Annotated in this window: 14 protein-coding genes; 1 reads left to right on the plus strand and 13 read right to left on the minus strand. The window is 68.6% G+C overall.

What is annotated here, in order from left to right; all coding sequences use genetic code 11:
* Positions 1–29: 29 nt before the first annotated feature.
* From nosZ to DEO45_RS06545, 9 genes are all read right to left on the minus strand, one after another.
* Complete coding sequence (nosZ, locus tag DEO45_RS06505) at positions 30–1,973, minus strand: TAT-dependent nitrous-oxide reductase (RefSeq protein ID WP_114341873.1); 1,944 nt, start codon at positions 1,971–1,973, stop codon at positions 30–32.
* Positions 1,974–2,001: 28 nt separating this feature from the next.
* The gene (locus tag DEO45_RS06510; RefSeq protein WP_114341484.1) at positions 2,002–4,197 is read right to left on the minus strand and encodes a NosR/NirI family protein; all 2,196 of its coding nucleotides are present in this window, start codon (positions 4,195–4,197) and stop codon (positions 2,002–2,004) included.
* Positions 4,197–5,264, minus strand: coding sequence for an FAD:protein FMN transferase (locus tag DEO45_RS06515; RefSeq protein WP_114341485.1), 1,068 nt, complete (start codon positions 5,262–5,264; stop codon positions 4,197–4,199). Before DEO45_RS06515 ends, DEO45_RS06510 begins: the two co-directional genes overlap by 1 nt.
* Positions 5,265–5,315: 51 nt before the next feature.
* Positions 5,316–6,395, minus strand: coding sequence for an NAD(P)/FAD-dependent oxidoreductase (locus DEO45_RS06520; RefSeq protein WP_114341486.1), 1,080 nt, complete (start codon positions 6,393–6,395; stop codon positions 5,316–5,318).
* Positions 6,396–6,587: 192 nt separating this feature from the next.
* Positions 6,588–8,279 carry a hypothetical protein gene (locus DEO45_RS06525; RefSeq protein ID WP_114341487.1) on the minus strand — a complete coding sequence of 564 codons (1,692 nt, stop codon included), beginning with the start codon at positions 8,277–8,279 and terminating at the stop codon, positions 6,588–6,590.
* A 69-nt stretch (positions 8,280–8,348) separates the two neighbouring features.
* Entirely contained in the window at positions 8,349–8,753 is a 405-nt protein-coding gene (locus DEO45_RS06530) for a hypothetical protein (RefSeq protein ID WP_114341488.1), read from the minus strand.
* Between the two features lie 81 nt (positions 8,754–8,834).
* Entirely contained in the window at positions 8,835–11,048 is a 2,214-nt protein-coding gene (locus tag DEO45_RS06535; RefSeq protein WP_114341489.1) for a toll/interleukin-1 receptor domain-containing protein, read from the minus strand.
* Positions 11,049–11,220: 172 nt separating this feature from the next.
* Positions 11,221–13,644 (minus strand): penicillin acylase family protein, encoded by a 2,424-nt coding sequence (locus tag DEO45_RS06540; protein WP_114341490.1) that lies wholly within the window; start codon positions 13,642–13,644, stop codon positions 11,221–11,223.
* A complete protein-coding gene (locus DEO45_RS06545) occupies positions 13,641–14,426 on the minus strand; it encodes a phosphodiester glycosidase family protein (RefSeq protein WP_114341876.1) in 786 nt (261 codons plus the stop codon). Before DEO45_RS06545 ends, DEO45_RS06540 begins: the two co-directional genes overlap by 4 nt.
* Before the next feature lie 138 nt (positions 14,427–14,564).
* On the opposite strand from DEO45_RS06545, the gene DEO45_RS06550 reads away from it, so the two are divergent.
* A complete protein-coding gene (locus DEO45_RS06550) occupies positions 14,565–15,053 on the plus strand; it encodes an NUDIX hydrolase (protein ID WP_114341491.1) in 489 nt (162 codons plus the stop codon).
* Between the two features lie 27 nt (positions 15,054–15,080).
* Here DEO45_RS06550 and DEO45_RS06555 read toward each other — a convergent pair whose 3' ends face one another.
* The 4 genes from DEO45_RS06555 to parC form a co-directional block, all read right to left on the minus strand.
* Positions 15,081–15,857, minus strand: coding sequence for a lipoate--protein ligase family protein (locus DEO45_RS06555; RefSeq protein WP_114341492.1), 777 nt, complete (start codon positions 15,855–15,857; stop codon positions 15,081–15,083).
* Positions 15,854–16,144 (minus strand): biotin--protein ligase, encoded by a 291-nt coding sequence (locus DEO45_RS06560; RefSeq protein ID WP_114341493.1) that lies wholly within the window; start codon positions 16,142–16,144, stop codon positions 15,854–15,856. Before DEO45_RS06560 ends, DEO45_RS06555 begins: the two co-directional genes overlap by 4 nt.
* A gap of 101 nt (positions 16,145–16,245) precedes the next feature.
* The gene (locus DEO45_RS06565; RefSeq protein WP_114341494.1) at positions 16,246–16,671 is read right to left on the minus strand and encodes a hypothetical protein; all 426 of its coding nucleotides are present in this window, start codon (positions 16,669–16,671) and stop codon (positions 16,246–16,248) included.
* Positions 16,672–16,871: 200 nt separating this feature from the next.
* Positions 16,872–19,109 (minus strand): DNA topoisomerase IV subunit A, encoded by a 2,238-nt coding sequence (gene parC, locus DEO45_RS06570; RefSeq protein ID WP_114341495.1) that lies wholly within the window; start codon positions 19,107–19,109, stop codon positions 16,872–16,874.
* Between the last annotated feature and the right edge of the window lie 108 nt (positions 19,110–19,217).

A 19,217-nucleotide genomic window follows, 5' to 3' on the forward strand; every position in this document is an offset into this window, starting at 1 on the left:
CCGCGTGCAGCGCGGCGGCACGGCGCGGCTCAGGCCTCGACCAGCATCCGCCCGCTCATCTCCATGTGCATCGCATGGCAGAAGAACGTGCAGTAGTACCAGAACACCCCCGCCTTGTCGGCGGTGAAGGTGGCCGAGGCGGTGGCGCCGGGGCTGATCTCCATGTTGATGCCGTAGTTGACGATGCAGAAGCCGTGGGTCACGTCCTCCACCGCGTCGATGTTGGTCACCACCACGGTCACCTCGTCGCCCTTCTTCACCTTGAAGCTGCCCATGCCGAAGATCGGCGCGGCCGAGGTCATGTACACGAACACCTTGCGGCCTTCGCGGATGACCTTGCTGTCGGACAGCACATTGACGCCGTGTTTCTTGGCCATCGCCACCGTCTCGGCGAAGAACGGGTCGTCGCGCTCCCAGCTCTTCTTGACCTTGTCGATCAGCAGTCGGCGGTGCAGCAGGATCACGTCGTGCGGCTCGGCGTAGACCGGGCCGTCGGCGACCAGCTTCATGGTTTCGCCGGAGATGTCGATCAGCTGGTCGTTGTCCGGGTGCAGCGGGCCGGTGGGCAGGAAGCGGTCCTTGGAGAACTTGTTCAGCGACACCAGCCACTTGCCGTCGGCATCGCGCGTCTCGCCCATCGAGGTATGGCAGTGCCCGGGCTGGTAGGCCACGTCGATCTTCTGGCGCAGGTAGTTGACCTTCTTGCCGTCGTGGGCGGCGATCGCGTCGGCGATGTTCCACTTGGCGATCTGGCTGTCGATGAACAGCGTGGTGTAGGCGTTGCCGCGGCCGTCGTAGGCGGTATGCAACGGCCCCAGGCCCAGCTCGGGTTCGGCCACCACCACGTCGCGCGGGTCCTTGAGCTTGCCGGCGAACCAGTCGTCGATGCGGCTCCATTCCATCACGGTGACGGTGGGCGATAGCTTGCCGTTGGCCACCACGTACTTGCCGTCGGGGCTGGCGTTGATGCCGTGCGGGTTCTTCGGGATCGGGATGTACAGCGTGAACGAGGAACCGTGGCGGCCGTCCAGCACCGGCACCTTGGAGCTGCCGATGGTCTTGAACTCGCCCTTCTTCACCGCCTCCTCGATGCGCGCGATGTTGAACACCACCGCCCAGTCACGCTCGGCCTGCATCGTGCTGGGCAGGTCCATGCCCTTCTCGCTGTTGTAGCAGGTGGAGATGGCGTACTTGCCGGCGTAGTCGGCCTCGGTGTTGTCCAGGTTGCCGTCCACCAGCACCTGCCAGGCGACTTCCATGGTGTCGCCGTCGAGGGCGCTGAACATGGTCTGGTACTTGGCCGGATCGTCCAGGTCGCGGCCGTCGTTCGGCGCCGGAATCAGGAACTCGCCGTTGGCGAACACGTAGCCGGTGCGCGGCGCGCGCTGCACGCGCAGGCCGTGGATCGCCTGCACGTTGGGCACGTCGGTGATGCGGTCGGTGCGCATCACGTCGCAGCGGATGCGCGCGACGCGGGTGTGCGCCTTGTCGTTGATGAAGATGTAGCGGCCGTCGTAGTGGCCGTCGGTCTGGCTCATGTGCGGGTGATGGCAGTCGCCGCCGGGCGGGAAGTTCGGCCCGAGCACGCGCTTGCTCTCATTGGTGACGCCCCAGCCGATGGTGAAGTCGGGGTTGAACACCGGGATGCGCATCAGCTCGCGCATCGAAGGCACGCCGACCAGGCGCACCTCGCCGGACTGGCCGCCGCTCCAGAAGCCGTAGTACTCGTCGAGCTGGCCGGGCGGCACGTGGTCGGACAGTTCGCCCGCGGCCGAGGCGGCCTTGGCCGGACCCGCAGCGGCGCCGGCTGCGCCCGCGGGCTCACCCTTCTTGCCGCAGCCCGCCAGCGCCAGTCCCGCCGCGCCGGCGAGGCCGGCCAGCGCGCTGGTCTTCATGAAGTTGCGGCGCGCGGGGTTGCCCGGTTCCGCGGTCTGGCCGGACTGGCCGGGTTGGTTGCTCGATTCGTCGTGCATGGCATTCATCCGTTCGGATCGTGGTGGGTCAGTCGGCGACCTTCGCCGGCTCTCGGGTTTCCGGCGTGGCCGCCGGGGTGATCGTCAGTACCGGGGTGGGTAGCGGCCGCGCGGCGCGTTCGCGCTTCTTGCGGCGCTCCACCAGCGGTGGGCATTTCTGGTCGTTGGCGTAGGTGACCTGGCAGTCCAGGCAGTAGTGGCATTCGTTGAAGTTGATCTGGCCGATCGCGTTGATCGCCTTCACTTCGCACTCGTTCGCGCAGATCTGGCACGGACGGCCGCATTCCTTGCGCCGGCGCAGCCACTCGAACAGGTGCCAGCGGCCGGACACCGCCAGCCCGGCACCCAGCGGGCAGACGTAGCGGCAGTAGAACTTGTTGTTGAACGCCGACACCGCCACCAGCGTCAGCGCGTAGAGCACGTAGCTCCAGGAGCGGGCGAAGTGCAGCGTGATCGCTGTCTTGAACGGCTCGATCTCGGCGTAGTGCTCGGCCATGTTGAGCGACTGCAGCGACATCCCGAACAGCACCAGCAGCACGATGTACTTGATCGCCCACAGCCGTTCGTGCAGGTACTGCGGCACCTCGAACTGCGGCACCTGCAGCCGGCGCGCCAGCTTGTTCACCAGCACCTGCAGCGCGCCGAACGGGCACAGCCAGCCGCAGTAGATGCCGCGTCCGAGCAGCAGCAGGGTGGCGGCCACGAATACCCACAGGATGAACACCAGCGGGTCCATCAGGAAGGTGGACCAGTGGAAGCCGTGCAGCACCGCCTGGATGAAGGTGAGGATGTTCACCACCGACAGCTGCGCCAGCCCGTACCAGCCGATGAACACCAGCGTGTAGATGAGGAAGCCCACGCGCAGGCGTTCGAGCAGGTGCGGCCGCGTCACGATCCAGTCCTGGAACATCAGGATCAGCGTGAGCACCGACAGCCCCGCCACCAGCAACGCGATGTCGAGCCGGCGCCCGTGCCACACCTTCTGCCACAGCGGCGCGTCGGCCGGCAGCGCGTCGGTATCGGCTTCGGCCGCTGCTTCCGGGCGCGTGGTGTAAGCCGCCGGCATGCGGTAGTCGCGGGTGAAGGTGTGGTAGATGCTTTGCAGCGGGCCGACCTGGCGGTTCACCAGAAGCTGCAGTGTCCACGGCCGGGTCGCGTCGAAGCCGCTGACGCCGTGGCGCACGATGAAGATCGCCTGCTCGGCGAAGGCCGGCTTGCCGCGCAGCGGGGTATCGTTCAACTGCACCAGGTCGGTATCCTTGAACAGCACCAGCTTGCCGTCCTGCAGCAGGTGCACGCGGTCGAAGATGCCGCCACGCACGTAGCCCACGCCCTTGAACGAGTAGATGCCGTTGGCCATCACGGCGATGGCCGAGTCGCCGGGCTTGAGCTGCTTCATCAGGTCGGCGTGGGCCACTTCACCGAGCAGGTTGCGACCCACCGTGGGCGGGGTGACGTCGGCGAAGTACAGGTCGATGAAGGTGTCCGCGCCGTGGCCGGGCGCCGGCGCGGTGGGGTCATCGACCAGGCCGCTTTCCGGCTGGCCCTTGAAGGCGTCGGTGATCTCCTGCCGCGCCAGCCGCAGGTGGCCGATCGCGCCGTTGCCGGTCAGTGCCTGCCAGTCGGCCGGCACGAAGTAGTCGGCGCGGACCTGCGCGGCGGCCGCGCCGGTGTCGACCGCGCCGGCGATCAGCTTGCGCGAGGCGGCCACCTTCAGCGCCGAGTTCATGATCGTCTCGTTGGCCACCATCGAGGTCACCGTGGCGCTGCTGATCGCGTCGATGCGCACGCTGCCGCTGCTGCCGCCGCCAACCACGATCTGGTCGTCCACGCGATGGCCGATGTAGCGCGCCACGAAGTCGTACAGCTTCTGCACCGGAATGCCGACCAGCAGGATCGGCTCGTGCTGCTCCAGCACGCGGACGTCGCGGATGGTGCCGTCGGCGCCGATCGACACCAGCATGTTGATCGGCGCGCCGGAGTAGGCCGGCACCGGCGCCACCATCACCGTCTCGAACACGTAACCGATCACCTTGTCGCCGTGGTACACGGCCGCGGCGGGCGGGGTGCCCTCGACGTCGCCGAAGCGCTCGGCTTCGGGGAACACCTGGTGCAGCTGCGGGAAACGGGTATCGATGCCGGCCAGCGCCGCGGAGGCGGGCAGCAGCAACAGCAGCGCGAGCAGCAGCCTGGCGATGAGGGAGCGGGAGCGTGCGTCGCGCATCAGGCCAGCTCCGCCGTGCCGGCGATCAGCGGCAGTTCGCGCGAGCGCCAGCGTTGCTCGCCGGTGCGCGAGAACGCCAGCCACTGGTGGTCCTGCGCGTCCATCAACGACGACAGCCGCGGCAGCTCCAGCGAAAACGCCGCCGTGCTCATGCCGTCGGCCAGCACCGAACGCTGCGCCATCACGGTGACGCTCGAATAGCTTTGCGGCGACCAGCCGGTGCGCGGGTTGACGATGTGGAACAGGCGCCGGTCGGCGGAGAAGAACACGCGGTAGTTGCCGGAAGTGGACAGCGCCGCGTTGCGCAGCTGCAGCACCGCCGCCACCTGGCTCACGTCGCGCGGGTCGACGATGCCGACGTTCCAGTGCCGCTCGGGGTCGTTGCCGCAGATCGCGTGGATGTCGCCGCCGGCGTCGATCAGGGCGTACTCGATGCCGGCGCCGCGCAGCGCGGCGATGCCCTGGTCGACCACGTGGCCCTTGGCGATGCCGTCCAGCGTCACCGCCATGCCCGGACGCGACAGCCGCGCGCCGCGCGCATCCAGCGCAAGGTCGCGGTAGCCGACCAGCGCATCGCGCTGTTCGGCCACGCGCTGCTCGTGCGCGTCGGTGCGGCTCGCGCCGCGCAGCGTTTCGAAATAGCGCAGCACCGGCAGTACGGTTGGATCGAACGCGCCGTCGGTCAGCCGCGAGAGCGACACCGCCTGGCGCAGCACGGCGTCCAGCTGCGCGGGCACCTGCGCCAGCAGGCCGTCGCGGTTCAGCCGCGCCAGCGGGCTGGCCGGGTCGAAGCGGGTCAGCTGCGCGGCGGTCGCCGCCATGCGCGCGAACGCCGCCTCGATCGCCACGCCGGCCGCCTGCACGTCGTCGGCCAGGCAGGTTACCGAAACGGAGGTCTGCATCAGCGTGCGCTCGCGGCGCACCTGCCACAGGTTCTGCTTGCGCTTGAGCACCGCCCAGCCGCCGCCGGCCAGCAGGCCGCCGGCGATGGCGAGCTGGCCGGCCTGCCGCAGCAGTCGCCGGCGCTCGGGCGAGCGCGGCTCGGTGGGTTCGATGGAGCGGTGCATGGGAGGACCTCCCGGTGTGCGTCTTGGTGCGAAGGCGAAAGGTGTGGGACGTCAGGCCGCGCTGGCTTCGACCCGTGGCGGCGGTTGCGCCACGACGCCGGTGCCTTTGGCATCGCGCACGCCCAGCCGCCGCTGCAGCGCCGGGCTGGTGGTCGTGTACTGCAGGTTCACCTTGTCGCCGGGGTGCAGGTGCGCATGCGCGGCGAAGGCGCACAGCGCCGTCTCGTGGAAGCCCGAAAGGATCAGCTTCTTCTTGCCCGGGTAGGTGTTGATGTCGCCCACCGCGAACACGCCGGGCACCGAGGTCTGCAACGTCGATGGATCGACCACCAGCTGCTGGCGTTCCAGGGCCAGTCCCCAGTCGGCGATCGGCCCCAGCGCCGGATGCAGGCCCCAGAACACCAGCAGCTGCGACGCCTCGATGCGCTGGACCATGCCGCTGCGCGTGCGCACGCGCACCTGCGCCAGTGCGCCAGCGGCCGTCTCCAGCCCGACGATGTCGCCTTCGCAGAACTGCATGCGGCCCTCGTCGCACAGCGCCTGCATGCGCGCCACGCTGGCCGGTGCCGCGCGGAAGCTGGACGAGCGATGCACCAGCACCAGGCTGCGTACCCGCTCGACCAGGGCCAGTGCCCAATCCAGCGCCGCGTCACCGCCGCCGGCGATCACGATGTCCTGGTCGTCGAACAGCGCCGGCTGCGTCACCTTGTAGTGCAGCGTGCGGCCCACCAGCGGTGCGGCTTCCGGCACGTCCAGCGTGCGCGGTGCGAACGCGCCCAGGCCACCGGCGATGATCACCGCGCCGGCGTCGAACGCCAGACCGCCGCTGGTGCGCAGGCTGAAGCGGCCGTTCGCCATGCGCTGCAGGGAAGTGACCGTGTGGCCCAGGTGGAACTGCGGCGCGAACGGGCGGATCTGCTGCTGCAGGCGCTCGATCAGCTCGCGCCCGCTGCATACCGGCAGCGCCGGGATGTCGTAGATCGGCTTGTCGGGGTACAGCTCCATGCATTGCCCGCCGGCATGCGGCACGGAGTCGATCACGTGCGCGTCCAGCCCCAACAGGCCCAGCTCGAAAACCTGGAACAGGCCGACCGGGCCCGCCCCGATGATGACGGTGTCGCAGCTGATCATGGGTGAATCCGCCGTTGGGACGGTGCGGATCATGCGCGTGCGCGAAGGCGGTGCTTTTGACTTCGGTCAGACATGCCCGCGAAGTTCCTGCGGTCGAATGCCGCACGAGCAGCCGGGCGCGGGAGCAGCATGCCGCGCGCTGACGCCCGGCAGTCGGCAACCGCCCGGCTGCGCCGCGTCCAACGCGGGCGTTCAGAGCTTGCTGTGCTCCACCTGGCGTTCGCGGTGCATCAGCGCCCACTCCGCGTGTTCGGTCAGCGCCGCGTCGCCGAGCGAATACAGGATCTCGCGCTGCTCGGCGGGATCGCGCGTGCGATCCAGTGCCTCCCGCGCGCCGCGGAAGATGCGTTGCATGAACCGGTACTGCCGGATCAGTTCCTTGTCGGCCTTGCGATAGGCATAGGCCTCGCGCACGGCGGCGATGATCGACAGCACGGCCATGGCCATCACCAGCGTCGCCTTGGTGCTTCCCGGAAGCCTGAGGGCGAACACGGCAAGGAACACGCTGATGGCGATGCCGCCCCACAGGCTGATCGACCCGATCGTTTCGGTGACATGGTGCAGGCCGGCTCGCTCGGCGGTCTTGCGCTCGAAATAGTGCAGTTGTCCCGACTTCCCGGATTCGCCGACCCATTCGGCGATGACGCCGGCGAGTGCCGCCGGTTCGGGTTCGCTCCGCCCGGTGGACGAGGACAGGCTGGCGCTGCGCATGACGTTGCGGATCCAGCCCAGTTCGATGTTCTGCTTCTGCAGGAAATTTTCGTGCGCGAACTCGTGGTCGACCGAGGCGGTGATGCCCGCGCGTCGCCAGTACGACTGGATCCGCAGGCCCTCGGCCAGCGCCCGGTAGTCCAGGTATTTCCGGTGCCAGTCGCGGCGCCGGGCGAGTACGGCCACCAGTCCGCCGCTGGCGAACAGCAGCAGGAACAGGTAGATCAGATAGTCCTGCGCCGAAAGGTGCGCGTAGAACGCGAAGGCGATGCCCATCAGCGCCGCCAGCGTGTAGGTCATCCGCATCGCCAGCAACACCCGCTTCTGGAAGTGGATGGCCAGCCAGTCGGCGGCGGCGAACAGGTGGTCGAAGGTCGCCGTGTCCTCCGATGTGGAATGGTGCTGTGCGTCCGCTGAGGCCTCGATGTCGGCGGCATACTTCCCGCAATCAGCATTGAACTCGGCCATGTGCGCGAACATCGGGCGAAACGCCGGCGGCAGGGTGGCGTCAGCGGTGGAGCTGTCGCTGGTGCGCCAGAATGCCTGCAAAGGCGCCAAGCCGGCGGCGGCCTCGCCGTCGGCGTGGTCGCGGGAACAGACGATGTGATAGAGCAATTGCTCATCGCCGCCCGTGAGCACATGGCACGCCGTTCGACGCCGTTCGACCAGGCCCGGTATCGCGCCGCCGAGGTGGTATCGCACGATTTGCGCGGTGCCGCCGAGCCGCCTCGAATCCTTGCCGTCCCAGATCGCCAGCAGGATGTGGCAATGACTGGCGATGTAGACCCCGGCCTTCGCGTACTGGCGATCGCGCGCCACGCCGTGCGACCCAATGGTGAGCCGCGACTGTCCCGCCATCGGCGGCAATTGCAGTACGTCCGCCTCCCGGCACAGCGCGTCGAAGCGGGCGCGTACGGCCGGGTCGGCAAAGTCATCGACGTACAGGTCCATCGGCATGGGCAGCGGCGCGACCAGGCGGGCGCCCGCGGCGAGCGCCTCCTGCGCGACCAGCTGGTCGCCGCCCTCGGCCAGCGCCGACAGCACGAGCAGCGGCAGCCCGGGGAAATCGTGTTTGAGTTGCGCAAAAAAATCCCGCACGCGCTGGCGGATCGGGTCGATCTCGCGTGCGGGGATGTTGCGGTGGCTGGTGACGCCGACAACCAGGGGAGTCATGGCGATTCCGATGCTTGACTTGTTGGCTTGGGTTGTCGGCACGCGTGTGCCGGATGGAGCAGGATACCTCTAGGTATTCTTGATTGTCGGGTTTGTTGTGGTTGCTGTGAGTGGTGTCCAGTTCGACTGGTAGACCACGCCGCCGATGGTGGCACTCAGCTGGTAGTACCAGGTTCCCTGGGTGCTGGCGCTGTTGTTGAGGTCAGTCATGGTCATCTGGTTGCCGTTAGCACTCAGCGTTGGGGTGCCGAAGATACCGGCGGGTGGCGTTGTTGTCCCGACCCAGGCGAAGCCTGGCTTGCTATCGCTTTGCGTATTGAATGACGAATTCGAGGCCGCGTCGCCGGTCAGCTGCCAGGTGATGGTTTGCGAGTTTGGGTTCTGGCTGACGTGGTTCGCATCGTTGCTCTGATTGATGTCGAGGTACTGGGGGTTCTCTTTTGTGTAGAGGGTGACCGTGAGAAGGTTTGGCATGATGGATTCCTTTGGCTGTGGGATTTGAATCGCTACCGTGCTTGCCGGTGTTGCCGTTTCCCCTGTTCGTTGCGCCTGGTGCTACTCGCGGGCATGCGTGTCGGCTGCCGCCAGCAGCTTCTGCCGGAATACCGTGTTGACCGGATAGTCGATCCGCTCGCGCCGCAATACGGCCAACAGCGCCGCATCGCGGTAGCCGCTGTTCCATAGTTGACGGATCAGCGGCTGCGCCTCGGCCTTCCTGTCGAGCGCCAGTAGCGCATCGACCTGCAGGGCCAGCAGGCGTGGGTCGTCATGGCCGCTTTTCACCGCCTGCATCGTGTTCAGGGCCTCGTTGCGCAGTTGTTGCGGGAGCTGCGCCTCGTCGGATACCGCGGCGAGCAGCAACTTCGCGCTCGCCGTCGCCAGCAGGGTGGCGCGGTCGTCGGGCTGCCTGGCGAGCAGCGGGGCGAGGATGGCCAGCGCCGCCTGCGCCTGCCTGCACGCCGCGTCGGTCTGGCCGGACACCTGCGATTGTGCAGCTTGCTCAAGCTGTGCCTCGGCGAACTCGCGCTGCCAGCCGATGTTCGCCGGATCCTGTTTCGTCAAGGCAGGCAAAATCGACAACGACTGCGCATTCAGCGCCTGGGCTGCGGACAGGTCGCCGCTCAGGCGCCGCAACCGACTCGACTGCGAGGCATACAGCGCCAGATGCTCCTGGAAGCCGGTGTTGTTCGGATCAACCTTGGTCAATTGCATGGCGATGTCGACGGCCTGCTGCATGTCACGCATGCCCGCTTCGATGTCGCCAGTGAGAGCCCGCGTGCGTCCCAGGATGGCGCGCACCGTAAGCACGTTGTCGCGCTGGTCGTTGTTGTGCGGATCGCGTGCGGAAAGTGCGGTCTCGATCGTGTCGTCGGCGGTGTATTCGGCGACCGCTGTGGCCAGATCGCCGCGCATCAGCGCCAGCTTGCCGAGGTTGTTGTGCGCACCGCCCAGTTGCGACGCCCAGTCGGTGTTGTCGGGTTTGGCCGCAACCAGTTTCCGGGACAATGCCAGCGTGCTGCGGTAGGGGACGACAGCCTCGTCCAGCCTGCCATGGGCTTCCAGCACATGGCCAATGTCGTTGTCGACCATGGCCAGTTCGTACTGCAATGTGAGGTCGTTCGTGGCGTGCTGCTCGGCACGCTGCAGTACCGTCCGTGCCGATTCGAAACCCTGTTGTGCCGCGTCGAGTTGCCCCTGGTTCCAGTAGGTCATGCCTATGAAGGCCAGTATCCGCGCATAGGCGAGTTGCCGCGCCGTATCTGCTGGTTCCGACTGCGCCAGTGTCGCCGCGAGCCTCGCGGCTGCCTGATACGACGCCATCGCCGCCGGCAGATGGCCCTGGTCCAGTCGCACGCTGCCGATCTTTTCCAAGGCCTTGGCACGCTGCGCCAGCGTTTCGTCATTGACGTCCGTGGTCGGCAGCGACTGGAAATAGCCCATCGCGCGATCGTCGACCGCTTCCATGATGTCCAGGCGCGCCACCTGCGCCAGCTTGTCGTTGAGGTCGCCCAGCATGAAATCGACCAGGCCTTCGGCCTGCTTCTGCCGGCGTTCGGCGGTGTGGCTGGCGAGCACGGCGGCGTGGCGCGCAATCAGCGCGGCGATCGCCAGGGTAGTCGTGACCGCCATGACGGCCAGCGCCAGGGTGGCGAGTGCCGCCATGCGTCGGTAACGCCGCTTCAGCTCGCGCCGTTTCAGCGCATCGAGGTCGAGATCGAGCAGGCCGGCGATCAGCTTCAGCTTGGCGTTGGTCTTGCCGTCCTTGCCGGCGCGCGCGTCGGCGGCGATCGGCTCGGTGCGTTCGCGGCTCAGTGCAGCGTCGGCACCGAGTCGATAGCGCAGCGCCGGCGCGAAGCACTCGTCGGTTTCGCGCCCGGGCAGCTCGCTCGCGCCGGGCTCGCCATCGACGATCAGGCAGAAGATGCGCTCACTGCGGCCGAGCCGCTTGAACGCCAGCACCTCCTCGTTGACCCAGTGCGAGGTGGCCGAGCGCGGCGAGCAGATCACAATCAGATTCGCCGATTGCGCCAGCGCCTCGTTGACCTTGCGGCCGAGGTCGGTGGCGCTGGCCAGCTCGTCGCGGTCGCGGAAGATCGGTGCGAGGCGCCTGGGGATCGCGCCGGCGGTGGTGGTCTGGCCGACCAGCTGCTTCGGGATCGCATAGGTTTCCAGCGCCTTGTGCAGCCAGCCGGCCCAGGTCTTGTCCTGGTGGCTGTAGCTGATGAAGGCGCGGTACCGGCAAGCCGGCATCACGGAGGCCTGCGTCATGACGCACCGCACTCCCGCATGGAGTTGCGCATTCCCTCGCCGGAAGTCCCCACTCACTCGGCCGCAGCTCGCACGCGAGCCAGCCGCAGCGCCTCGGCGGACGCCGCGACCGGAGGACGCTAACATCTAGAATGTGATGAAAATCACATTTTTCATGCTGCGCAGCGGCAAATCAGTGCCGCGGTTCGAGGTTCAGCGTGTGCCGGTTCGGCCCCGGCAGCAGCGGCGTCGGCCGCCCCTGGACCCAGTCATCGTGGCCCGCGCCAAAGTACGGTGACAGCGGGTTGTCGCTCTGGCCGCCCGGCATGTTGAGGATGCCGTGGGCTTCCTGGCCGGGCGCCACGTCCAGGTGCTCGGAGGCGCCGAAGCCGGGCGCGGCGACGTGCGGCATGTTGTTGTCGCCGGGGATCGGCTGGTCGGGCATGTCGATGAAGTGGCCCAGCCACGACGGCAGCGCGGCGGACAGTGGGTGGCGGATGCCGCTGCGGTTGCGTTCGCCCCAAGGGCGCGCGGCGAGGCCGCCGGGTTGCCGACCGAGTTCGGTTGCCACCTGGCGGGCCGCGTCGACGAGGAGGGCGTGCCAGTCGGCATATTTCGGATCGAGCAGGTATGCGGGCTGCGCGCGCAGCAATGCCCACACGGCCGCTTCCGCGCTGTTCTCGCCGGGCCAGCTGAAGTCGGGGTAGCGCTGCTGCACCCGTGCCGCGAACGGCGCCAGCACGGCTTTGCCGACCCGGTCGCGGAACGCGCGCACCAGCCGGTAGTCGACGCTGTCGACGGCGGCGCGTTCGCGCCAGCGCATGGTGAGCTGGCGCAACTGCTGCAGCGACGGCTCGGTGCTGTCGGCCAGGGTGTCCTGCAGCAGGCGCTGCCAGTGGGTGAGGAACACGGCGCGGTCGTCGAGTTGGATGTCGAGCAGGCTGCCGGGCGTGAAGCTGGCGCGGGCGCGCAGGTCGTCGCGGATCTGCTGCGCGCGGGCGCCGAGGTCGTGGCCGCCGTTGCCGAGCAGGGCCAGCGCATCGCTGTCGACGGTGCGGTTGTTCGCCGTCCACAGCCGGCCGTCGGCCGGGTTCTCGATGCGCGGGTAGCTGGCCGGTGCGGCCCAGCCTTGCCAGCCGCTGCCGGGTTTCGACCAGTCCGACGGCAGCAGCGGGTCGATGCCGGCGCGCAGCGGGATGCTGTTGCCGGCGATGGTCCAGCCGATGTGCCCGGCGCGATCGGCGACCAGCAGGTTCTGCGGCGGCATGCCGAGCCGGGGCGCCAGGTCGAGCGCGGCGGCCACGTCGGTGGCGTGTTCCAGTTGCATCAGCTCGATGTTGTAGCCGTGCGGGCGACCGCCGATCCACGCCAGCGCCAGCGGCGTGCCGTCGGCGTCTTCCCCCATGAGCGGACCCCAGCGGGTGTCCTCGACCTTGAGGATGGTGTCGGGGCGACCCTTGACCTGGATGTGCTCCTGGTGGACGGCGACCGTGGCCCAGCCGTCCGGCACCTTGTAGCGCGTCGGGTCGGCGGGATCGCGCAACACGCGCACCCAGTCCTGCCAGTCGCCGTAGCTGTTGGTGAAACCCCAGGCGATCTGGCCGTTGGAGCCGACGATGATCGCCGGCGTGCCGGGCAGGCTGACGCCGTTGACGTCGCGCTGGCTGCCTGGCGCAGTGGGGTCGGGGTAGCGCAGGCGGGTGCGGAACCAGATGTTCGGCACGCGCAGGCCCAGGTGCATGTCGTTGGCCAGCATCGCCGCGCCGCTGCCGGTGAGCGTGCCGGCCACCGCGAAGCTGTTGCTGCCGGGGCGCGGCGCGTCCAGCGCCGGCGCCAGCGCGGCAGCCAGCGCGGGCGTGGAGATGCCTGTCGCGGCGGCGCCGGGCGTCAACCGGCGCAGGTCGTACACGTCGGCGGCCGGGATCAGCGGCGGCCGCGACAGCTGTCCGCGCAGCGGCGCCTCCCAGTCGGGGTCCGGCGCCAGCAGGAAATCCACTAGTGCGCCGGGCAGCACCGCGCGCATCTGCGCCATGCGCAGCTCGCGTTCGTTGCGGCCGCCGCTGTTCAAGTCCAGGTACATCGCGGCGATCACCAGCATGCTGTCTTCCGGGCGCCACGGTTGCGGCTGGCTGTCCAGCAGCAGGTACTCCCACGGCCGCACGCGCAGGTCGGCGAGGCCAGCGTTGACGCCGTCGCTGTAGCGGTCGAGTTCGTGCCGCTGCTCCGGCGGCAGTTGCGCGTAGGCGGCCTCGGCCACGGTGCGCAGGCGATGGCGGCGATGGTCGAGATCGACCTTCAGCGCGGCCGGCCCGACCAGCGCGGACAATTCGCCGGCGCTCACGCGACGCATCAGGTCCATCGCGAAGAAGCGCTCCTGCGCGTGCACGTAGCCCAGCGCGTAGCTGATGTCGGTGCGGTTTTTCCCCTCGAGGGTGACCGTGCCCAGTGCATCGCGGCCGATGCTCACCGGCGCCGTCAGGCCCGCGGCCTGGCGCGTGCCGTCGAGCTGCGCACGGCTGCCGGCAAGCAGCCACCCGAGCGCGAGCAGGGCAGCCAGCAACAGCGCCAGCAGCGTCCACAGCAGGGCGCGCAGGACGCGCCGGCGACGGGGCGTCATGGCTTGGCGAACACGGCGAAGATGCCGGCGTAGGGCTTGACCATGAAGGCCGGCGCCCCGGCGTAGCCTTCACCGTCCACGTACAGCTGCGAGATGCTGCCGTCCAGGTAGAGGGCGTCGCGGCAGCCCAGCTTGTCGCGGAACAGCCGTCCAAACGCATGGAAGTTCACCGGGGTTTCGCTCACCGCAAAGATCACCTCGGTCGGCGTGCGTGCGCACACCCCGCTGCGCCACTTCATGCTGGCGGAGTCGTCGAGGAACTGCTCGTTGAGCTTGCCGTCGATCAGCAGCATCGGCCCGGACTGGGTCGCCCACTGCGCGCTCCTGCCCTCGGCCTTGAACGCGGCGCTGGTGCGCACCGCGGCATGGCCGTCCGGGTACACCGCGAACACGCCGTTGGGCAGCAGCGAGAAATTGCCCGAGGCGGGGTTGCCGTGCGCCAGGTTCAGCGGCACCACGGTCTTGCCGTTCTCCACGTGCAGGCCGAGCGGCGCGAACTTGTGATCGTAGATGCCGGCGTTGGCGGCAAACAGCAGCCGCCGGCCACGCTGCTCGCCCCACTGGCGCAGCGTCTCGATGCTGCCGAACGGCTGGCCGCTGGCCGGTTCGCGCCAGTGCAGGCTCAGCTCCTCGCGTTTCAGGTTCACGTGCACGACGCGGTAGTTCTGCCCTTCGAACGCCAGTTCGCGGCTGTCCAGCGCCCGTGCGCCCGGGGTACAGCCGAGTACGCCGACGAGCAGCAGCAAGGTCAGCAGCCCGTGCGGCAGCACGCGCCGCAGCAGCTGGATCGGAAAAGGGCAGGGCAGGAAGGTGGATGGGCGCATCCAATGATGGTCGCCGCCCGGCCGCGCGGGTGCAAGTCCGCACCTGCGCCGTGCGACGGCTGCCGCTAAACTAAGTCCTTTTCGCGGTGCCCGCCCATGCCCTATACCCCGATAGTGGCGACGCTCGGTTATGTGTTGTCGCCCGATCGCAGCGAAGTGCTGATGATCCACCGCAACGCCCGCCCGGACGACCTGCACCTGGGCAAGTACAACGGCCTCGGCGGCAAGATGGAACCGGGCGAGGACATCGCCGCCTGCATGCGCCGCGAGATCCGCGAGGAGGCCGGCATCGAATGCGGGTCGATGCAGTTGCGCGGCACCTTGAACTGGCCCGGCTTCGGCAAGCACGGCGAGGACTGGCTGGGCTTCATCTTCCTGATCGACGGCTTCACCGGCGAGGCGCACCAGGGCAACCACGAGGGCACGCTGGAATGGGTGCCGCGCGCGCGCCTGATGGAACTGCCGATGTGGGAGGGCGACCGCCACTTCCTGCCGCTGGTGTTCGATGCCGACCCGCGCCCGTTCCACGGCGTGATGCCATACAAGGAGGGTCGCATGCAGTCGTGGTCGTACAGCCGGTTGTGAGCGCCGGCGGCGTGGAACGGACGCACGTCAGGCCACGTCGGTCGTCCATTCGTGGCTGCCGAACTTGCTCTGTGCGAGCGCTTCGGCCTGGGCCAGCTCCCCCGCGCGCAGGCGGTCGTCGCTGAGGCCGTGCAGGCGGCGGAAGGTGGCGACCATGCGCCCGATCACCGCCTCGCGCGGCAGGCCGGTCTGGCTGCGCAGCGGATCGACCCGCTTGGCGGCGCTCTGGGTGCCCTTGTCGGACAGTTTCTCGCGGCCGATGCGCAGCACTTCGAGCATCTTCGCCGCGTCGATGTCGTAGGCCATGGTGACGTGGTGCAGCACCGCGCCGCCGCGATGGACCTGGGCGGCGCCGGCGATCTTGCCGCCTTCGGAGGTGATGTCGTTGAGCGGCTGGTACCACGCCTTGATGCCCAGTTCGGCCAGCGCTTCCAGCACCCACTCGTCGAGGAAGGCGTAGGCCTCCTGGAACGACAGGCCCTTGACCAGCGTCTGTGGGGCGTAGATCGAGTAGGTGATGGTGTTGCCCGGCTCGATGAACATCGCGCCGCCGCCGGAGACCCGGCGCACCACCTCGATGCCGTGGCGCCTCGCCGCCTCGCCGTCCACTTCGTTGCGCAGCGACTGGAAGCGGCCGATCACCACCGCCGGCGAGGCCCATTCCCAGATGCGCAGGGTGGGCGCTCGGCGGCCGGCGCCGACCTCGTGGGTCAGCACGTCGTCCAGCGCCATGTGCAGGGTGGGCGATTGCGGCGCGGTGTGGATCAGCTGCCAGTCGTGGTCGCGCCAGTCGGTGCGCATCATGCGGAGGGTTCCTGGTGCAGGGCGCGGCGCACGGCCACCGCGATCGCTTCCGGCGAAAGACCGTACATCATCACGTCGGCGGCGAGCGCATGGCGTACGCTGGCGGCGAGCGCGGCTTCGTCGGCGTGTTCCGGCTGGCCTTCCAGCGCGCGGTTGATCGCATCCAGCGCGCTGTCCGGTTCGAGGAAGAAGTCGCCGCTGAGCTGCACGTCGGCAAGACGGCCGTTGTGCAACTCCAGGTCGATCACCACCAGCTTGCCGCCGGGCATCTTGTATTCGCCGTGCATGGGCCGTTGCTCCGCCGTAAGGATCGTTATCCTGCCCGGTTCCGCTGCGGCTGGCGATGATGCCGGTCACTCGCGGGCGATGCCGGCACCGCGGTGTTCGCTCAGTGGCCGCGGCCGTGGAAGTGGCCGCTGTCGGCGCCGACCGAGATGCTGAGGCCGCCGCCGGGGTGGTCGCAATCGCCGAAGCGCTGGCTGAGGTTGACTGCGCCGGTCTGGTAGCTGCCGCCGACGTGGTTGCCACCGACCACGCCCATGCCGACGCTGCCGTGCAACTGCGGCTGGTTGTAGGTGGAGTCGTCGCAGTCGGGCCGGCTTTCGGCGGCGGCCGCGGTGTTGCCCATGCGCCCGCTGGTATCGCCGTAGTACGTGCCGGGCGCGTCGTGGGCCGGTGTGGCGGCGCTGCTGCTGGCGGCAGGGAGGTCGCCGGGCGGCAGTTTCAGGTTCAGCGGCTTGCCGGTGCTTTGTGCCCATGCCGGTGCGGTCAGCACGGTGACCAGCAGGACGGGAAGAAGCCGAGGGATGTTCATGCGTGCTCCGAGGGTGTCACGTAGCCAACGCGCGATGCCGCGTCGGCGTGTACATTGCTCTTGGAAAGGCGCGATGACGACAAGTTCCTGCCTCTCGCCGTAGGGCAATGCCCGCCGCCGTTGGCCGCGACGCATCGTCGAAGAGCCGGCGGGCGGTGCCCGCCCTACGCAGCTGTCCTGCGGATGGATCGTGGGGCGGCTCAGCCGGTGGTTTCGATCCGTTCGACGCGGCGCAGGCCGCGCGGCAGCAGGCCGCCGCGGCTGGCGCGGGTGCCGCCGTATTCGACCAGATCCGCCCACTTCAGGGTGAGCTTGCGCGCGCCGGCGTACATCGTGACCTCGCCCTTGCCCTCGGCCACCACCGCCACGCCGGCCACACGCTCGCCCTCCGCCAGCTGCTTCTTCGGAATCTCGATCAGCTTGTTGCCCTTGCCCTTGTCCAGTTCCGGCAGTTCGGCCACCGAGAACATCAGCAGGTGGCCTTCGCTGCTGACCACCACGATGCGGTCGCGCGCCGGGTCGGCGCTGGCCTGCGGCGCCAGCACCTTCGCGCCGTCGCTGAGCGTGATGATCTGCTTGCCGGCCTTGTTGCGCCCGGTGAGCGCCTCGAAGCGGGTGACGAAGCCGTAGCCGAAGTCGGTGGCGAGGATCAGCCGGGTGTCGTTGTCGCCGGCGATCACCGCGTCGAAACTGGCGCCGGCGGCGGGGCTGAAGCGGCCGGTCAGCGGCTCGCCGTTGCCACGCGCCGAAGGCAGGGTGTGCGCCGGCGTGGAATAGGCGCGGCCGGTGGAATCGATGAAGGCCACCTGCTGGGTGGTGCGCGCCTTCACCGCGGCGAGCAGGCCATCGCCCTCGCGGTAGTTGAGCGCGTCGGCGTCGATGTCATGGCCCTTGGCGGCGCGGGCCCAGCCCTTCTGCGAGAGCACCACGGTGACCGGCTCGCTGGCCACCAGCGCACTCTCGTCCAGCGCCTGGGCGGCCTCGCGCTCGACCAGCGGCGAACGGCGCGCGTCGCCGAATTTTTCGGCGTCGGCGCGCAGCTCGTCCTTGATCAGGCCCTTCAGCTTGGCCGGCGATTTCAGCAGTACGTTGATGCGCGCGCGCTCCTCTTCGAGCTGGTCGCGCTCGGCATTGATCTTCATCTCCTCGAGCCGGGCCAGCTGGCGCAGGCGGGTTTCCAGGATGTAGTCGGTCTGCTCCTCGCTGAGCTTGAAGCGCGCCATCAGCACCGGCTTCGGCTCGTCCTCGCTGCGCACGATGCGGATGACTTCGTCGAGGTTGAGGTAGGCGATGCGCAGGCCCTCCAACAGTTGCAGGCGACGCTCCACCTTGGCCAGGCGATGGTTGAGCCGGCGCGTCACCGTGCTGGTGCGGAAGGTCAGCCACTCGGCGAGGATCTTCTTCAGATCCTTCACCTGCGGCCGTCCGTCCAGGCCGATCATGTTGAGGTTGACGCGGAAGCTCTTCTCCAGGTCGGTGGTGGCGAACAGGTGCTGCATGGTCTCGTCCGCGTCGACGCGGTTCGAGCGCGGCACGATCACCAGCCGGATCGGGTTCTCGTGGTCGGATTCGTCGCGCAGGTCCTCGATCATCGGCAGCTTCTTCGCGCGCATCTGCGCGGCGATCTGCTCGAGGATCTTCGACGGGCTGACCTGGTGCGGCAGCGCGGTGATCACGATGTTGCCTTCCTCGCGCCGGTACACCGCGCGGGCGCGCACCGAGCCGCCGCCGCTCTGGTACATCGCCAGCAGGTCGGCGCGCGGGGTGATGATCTCCGCCTCGGTCGGGTAATCCGGACCGCGCACGTGTTCGCACAGGTCGGCGATGGTGGCGTCCGGCTCGTCCAGCAGGCGGATGCAGGCGGTAACCAGCTCGCGCAGGTTGTGCGGCGGGATGTCGGTGGCCATGCCCACCGCGATGCCCATCGAGCCGTTCAGCAGCACGTGCGGCACGCGTGAAGGCAGCCAGCTCGGCTCCTCCAGCGTGCCGTCGAAGTTCGGCACCCAGTCCACCGTGCCCTGGCCCAGCTCACCCAGCAGCGCCTCGGCGATCGGACTTAGCTTGGATTCGGTGTAGCGCATCGCCGCGAAGCTCTTCGGGTCGTCCGGCGAGCCGAAGTTGCCCTGGCCGTCGACCAGCGGGTAGCGGTACGAGAACGGCTGCGCCATCAGCACCATCGCCTCGTAGCACGAGGAATCGCCGTGCGGATGGAACTTGCCGATCACGTCGCCGATGGTGCGCGCCGACTTCTTCGGCTTCGCCGTGGCGGCCAGCCCCAGCTCGCTCATCGCGTAGATGATGCGCCGCTGCACCGGCTTCAGGCCGTCGCCTACGAAGGGCAGCGCGCGGTCCAGCACCACGTACATCGAGTAGTCGAGATAGGCCCGCTCGGCGTATTCCTTCAGCGGGATCTGTTCGTAATTGGCTTGCAGGTTCATGGGGTTGCATCAGGGAAGTGGCGCGCGGCGCGCGGGATAGCCGGTCGATGGTGCCAGAAAGCGCCCGGCACTTGTAGGCACGCAAGGTCGGCCGTTGCATAGGGCGGG

This window comes from Rhodanobacter denitrificans, from assembly GCF_003335105.1.
Classification (GTDB): domain Bacteria; phylum Pseudomonadota; class Gammaproteobacteria; order Xanthomonadales; family Rhodanobacteraceae; genus Rhodanobacter; species Rhodanobacter denitrificans_A.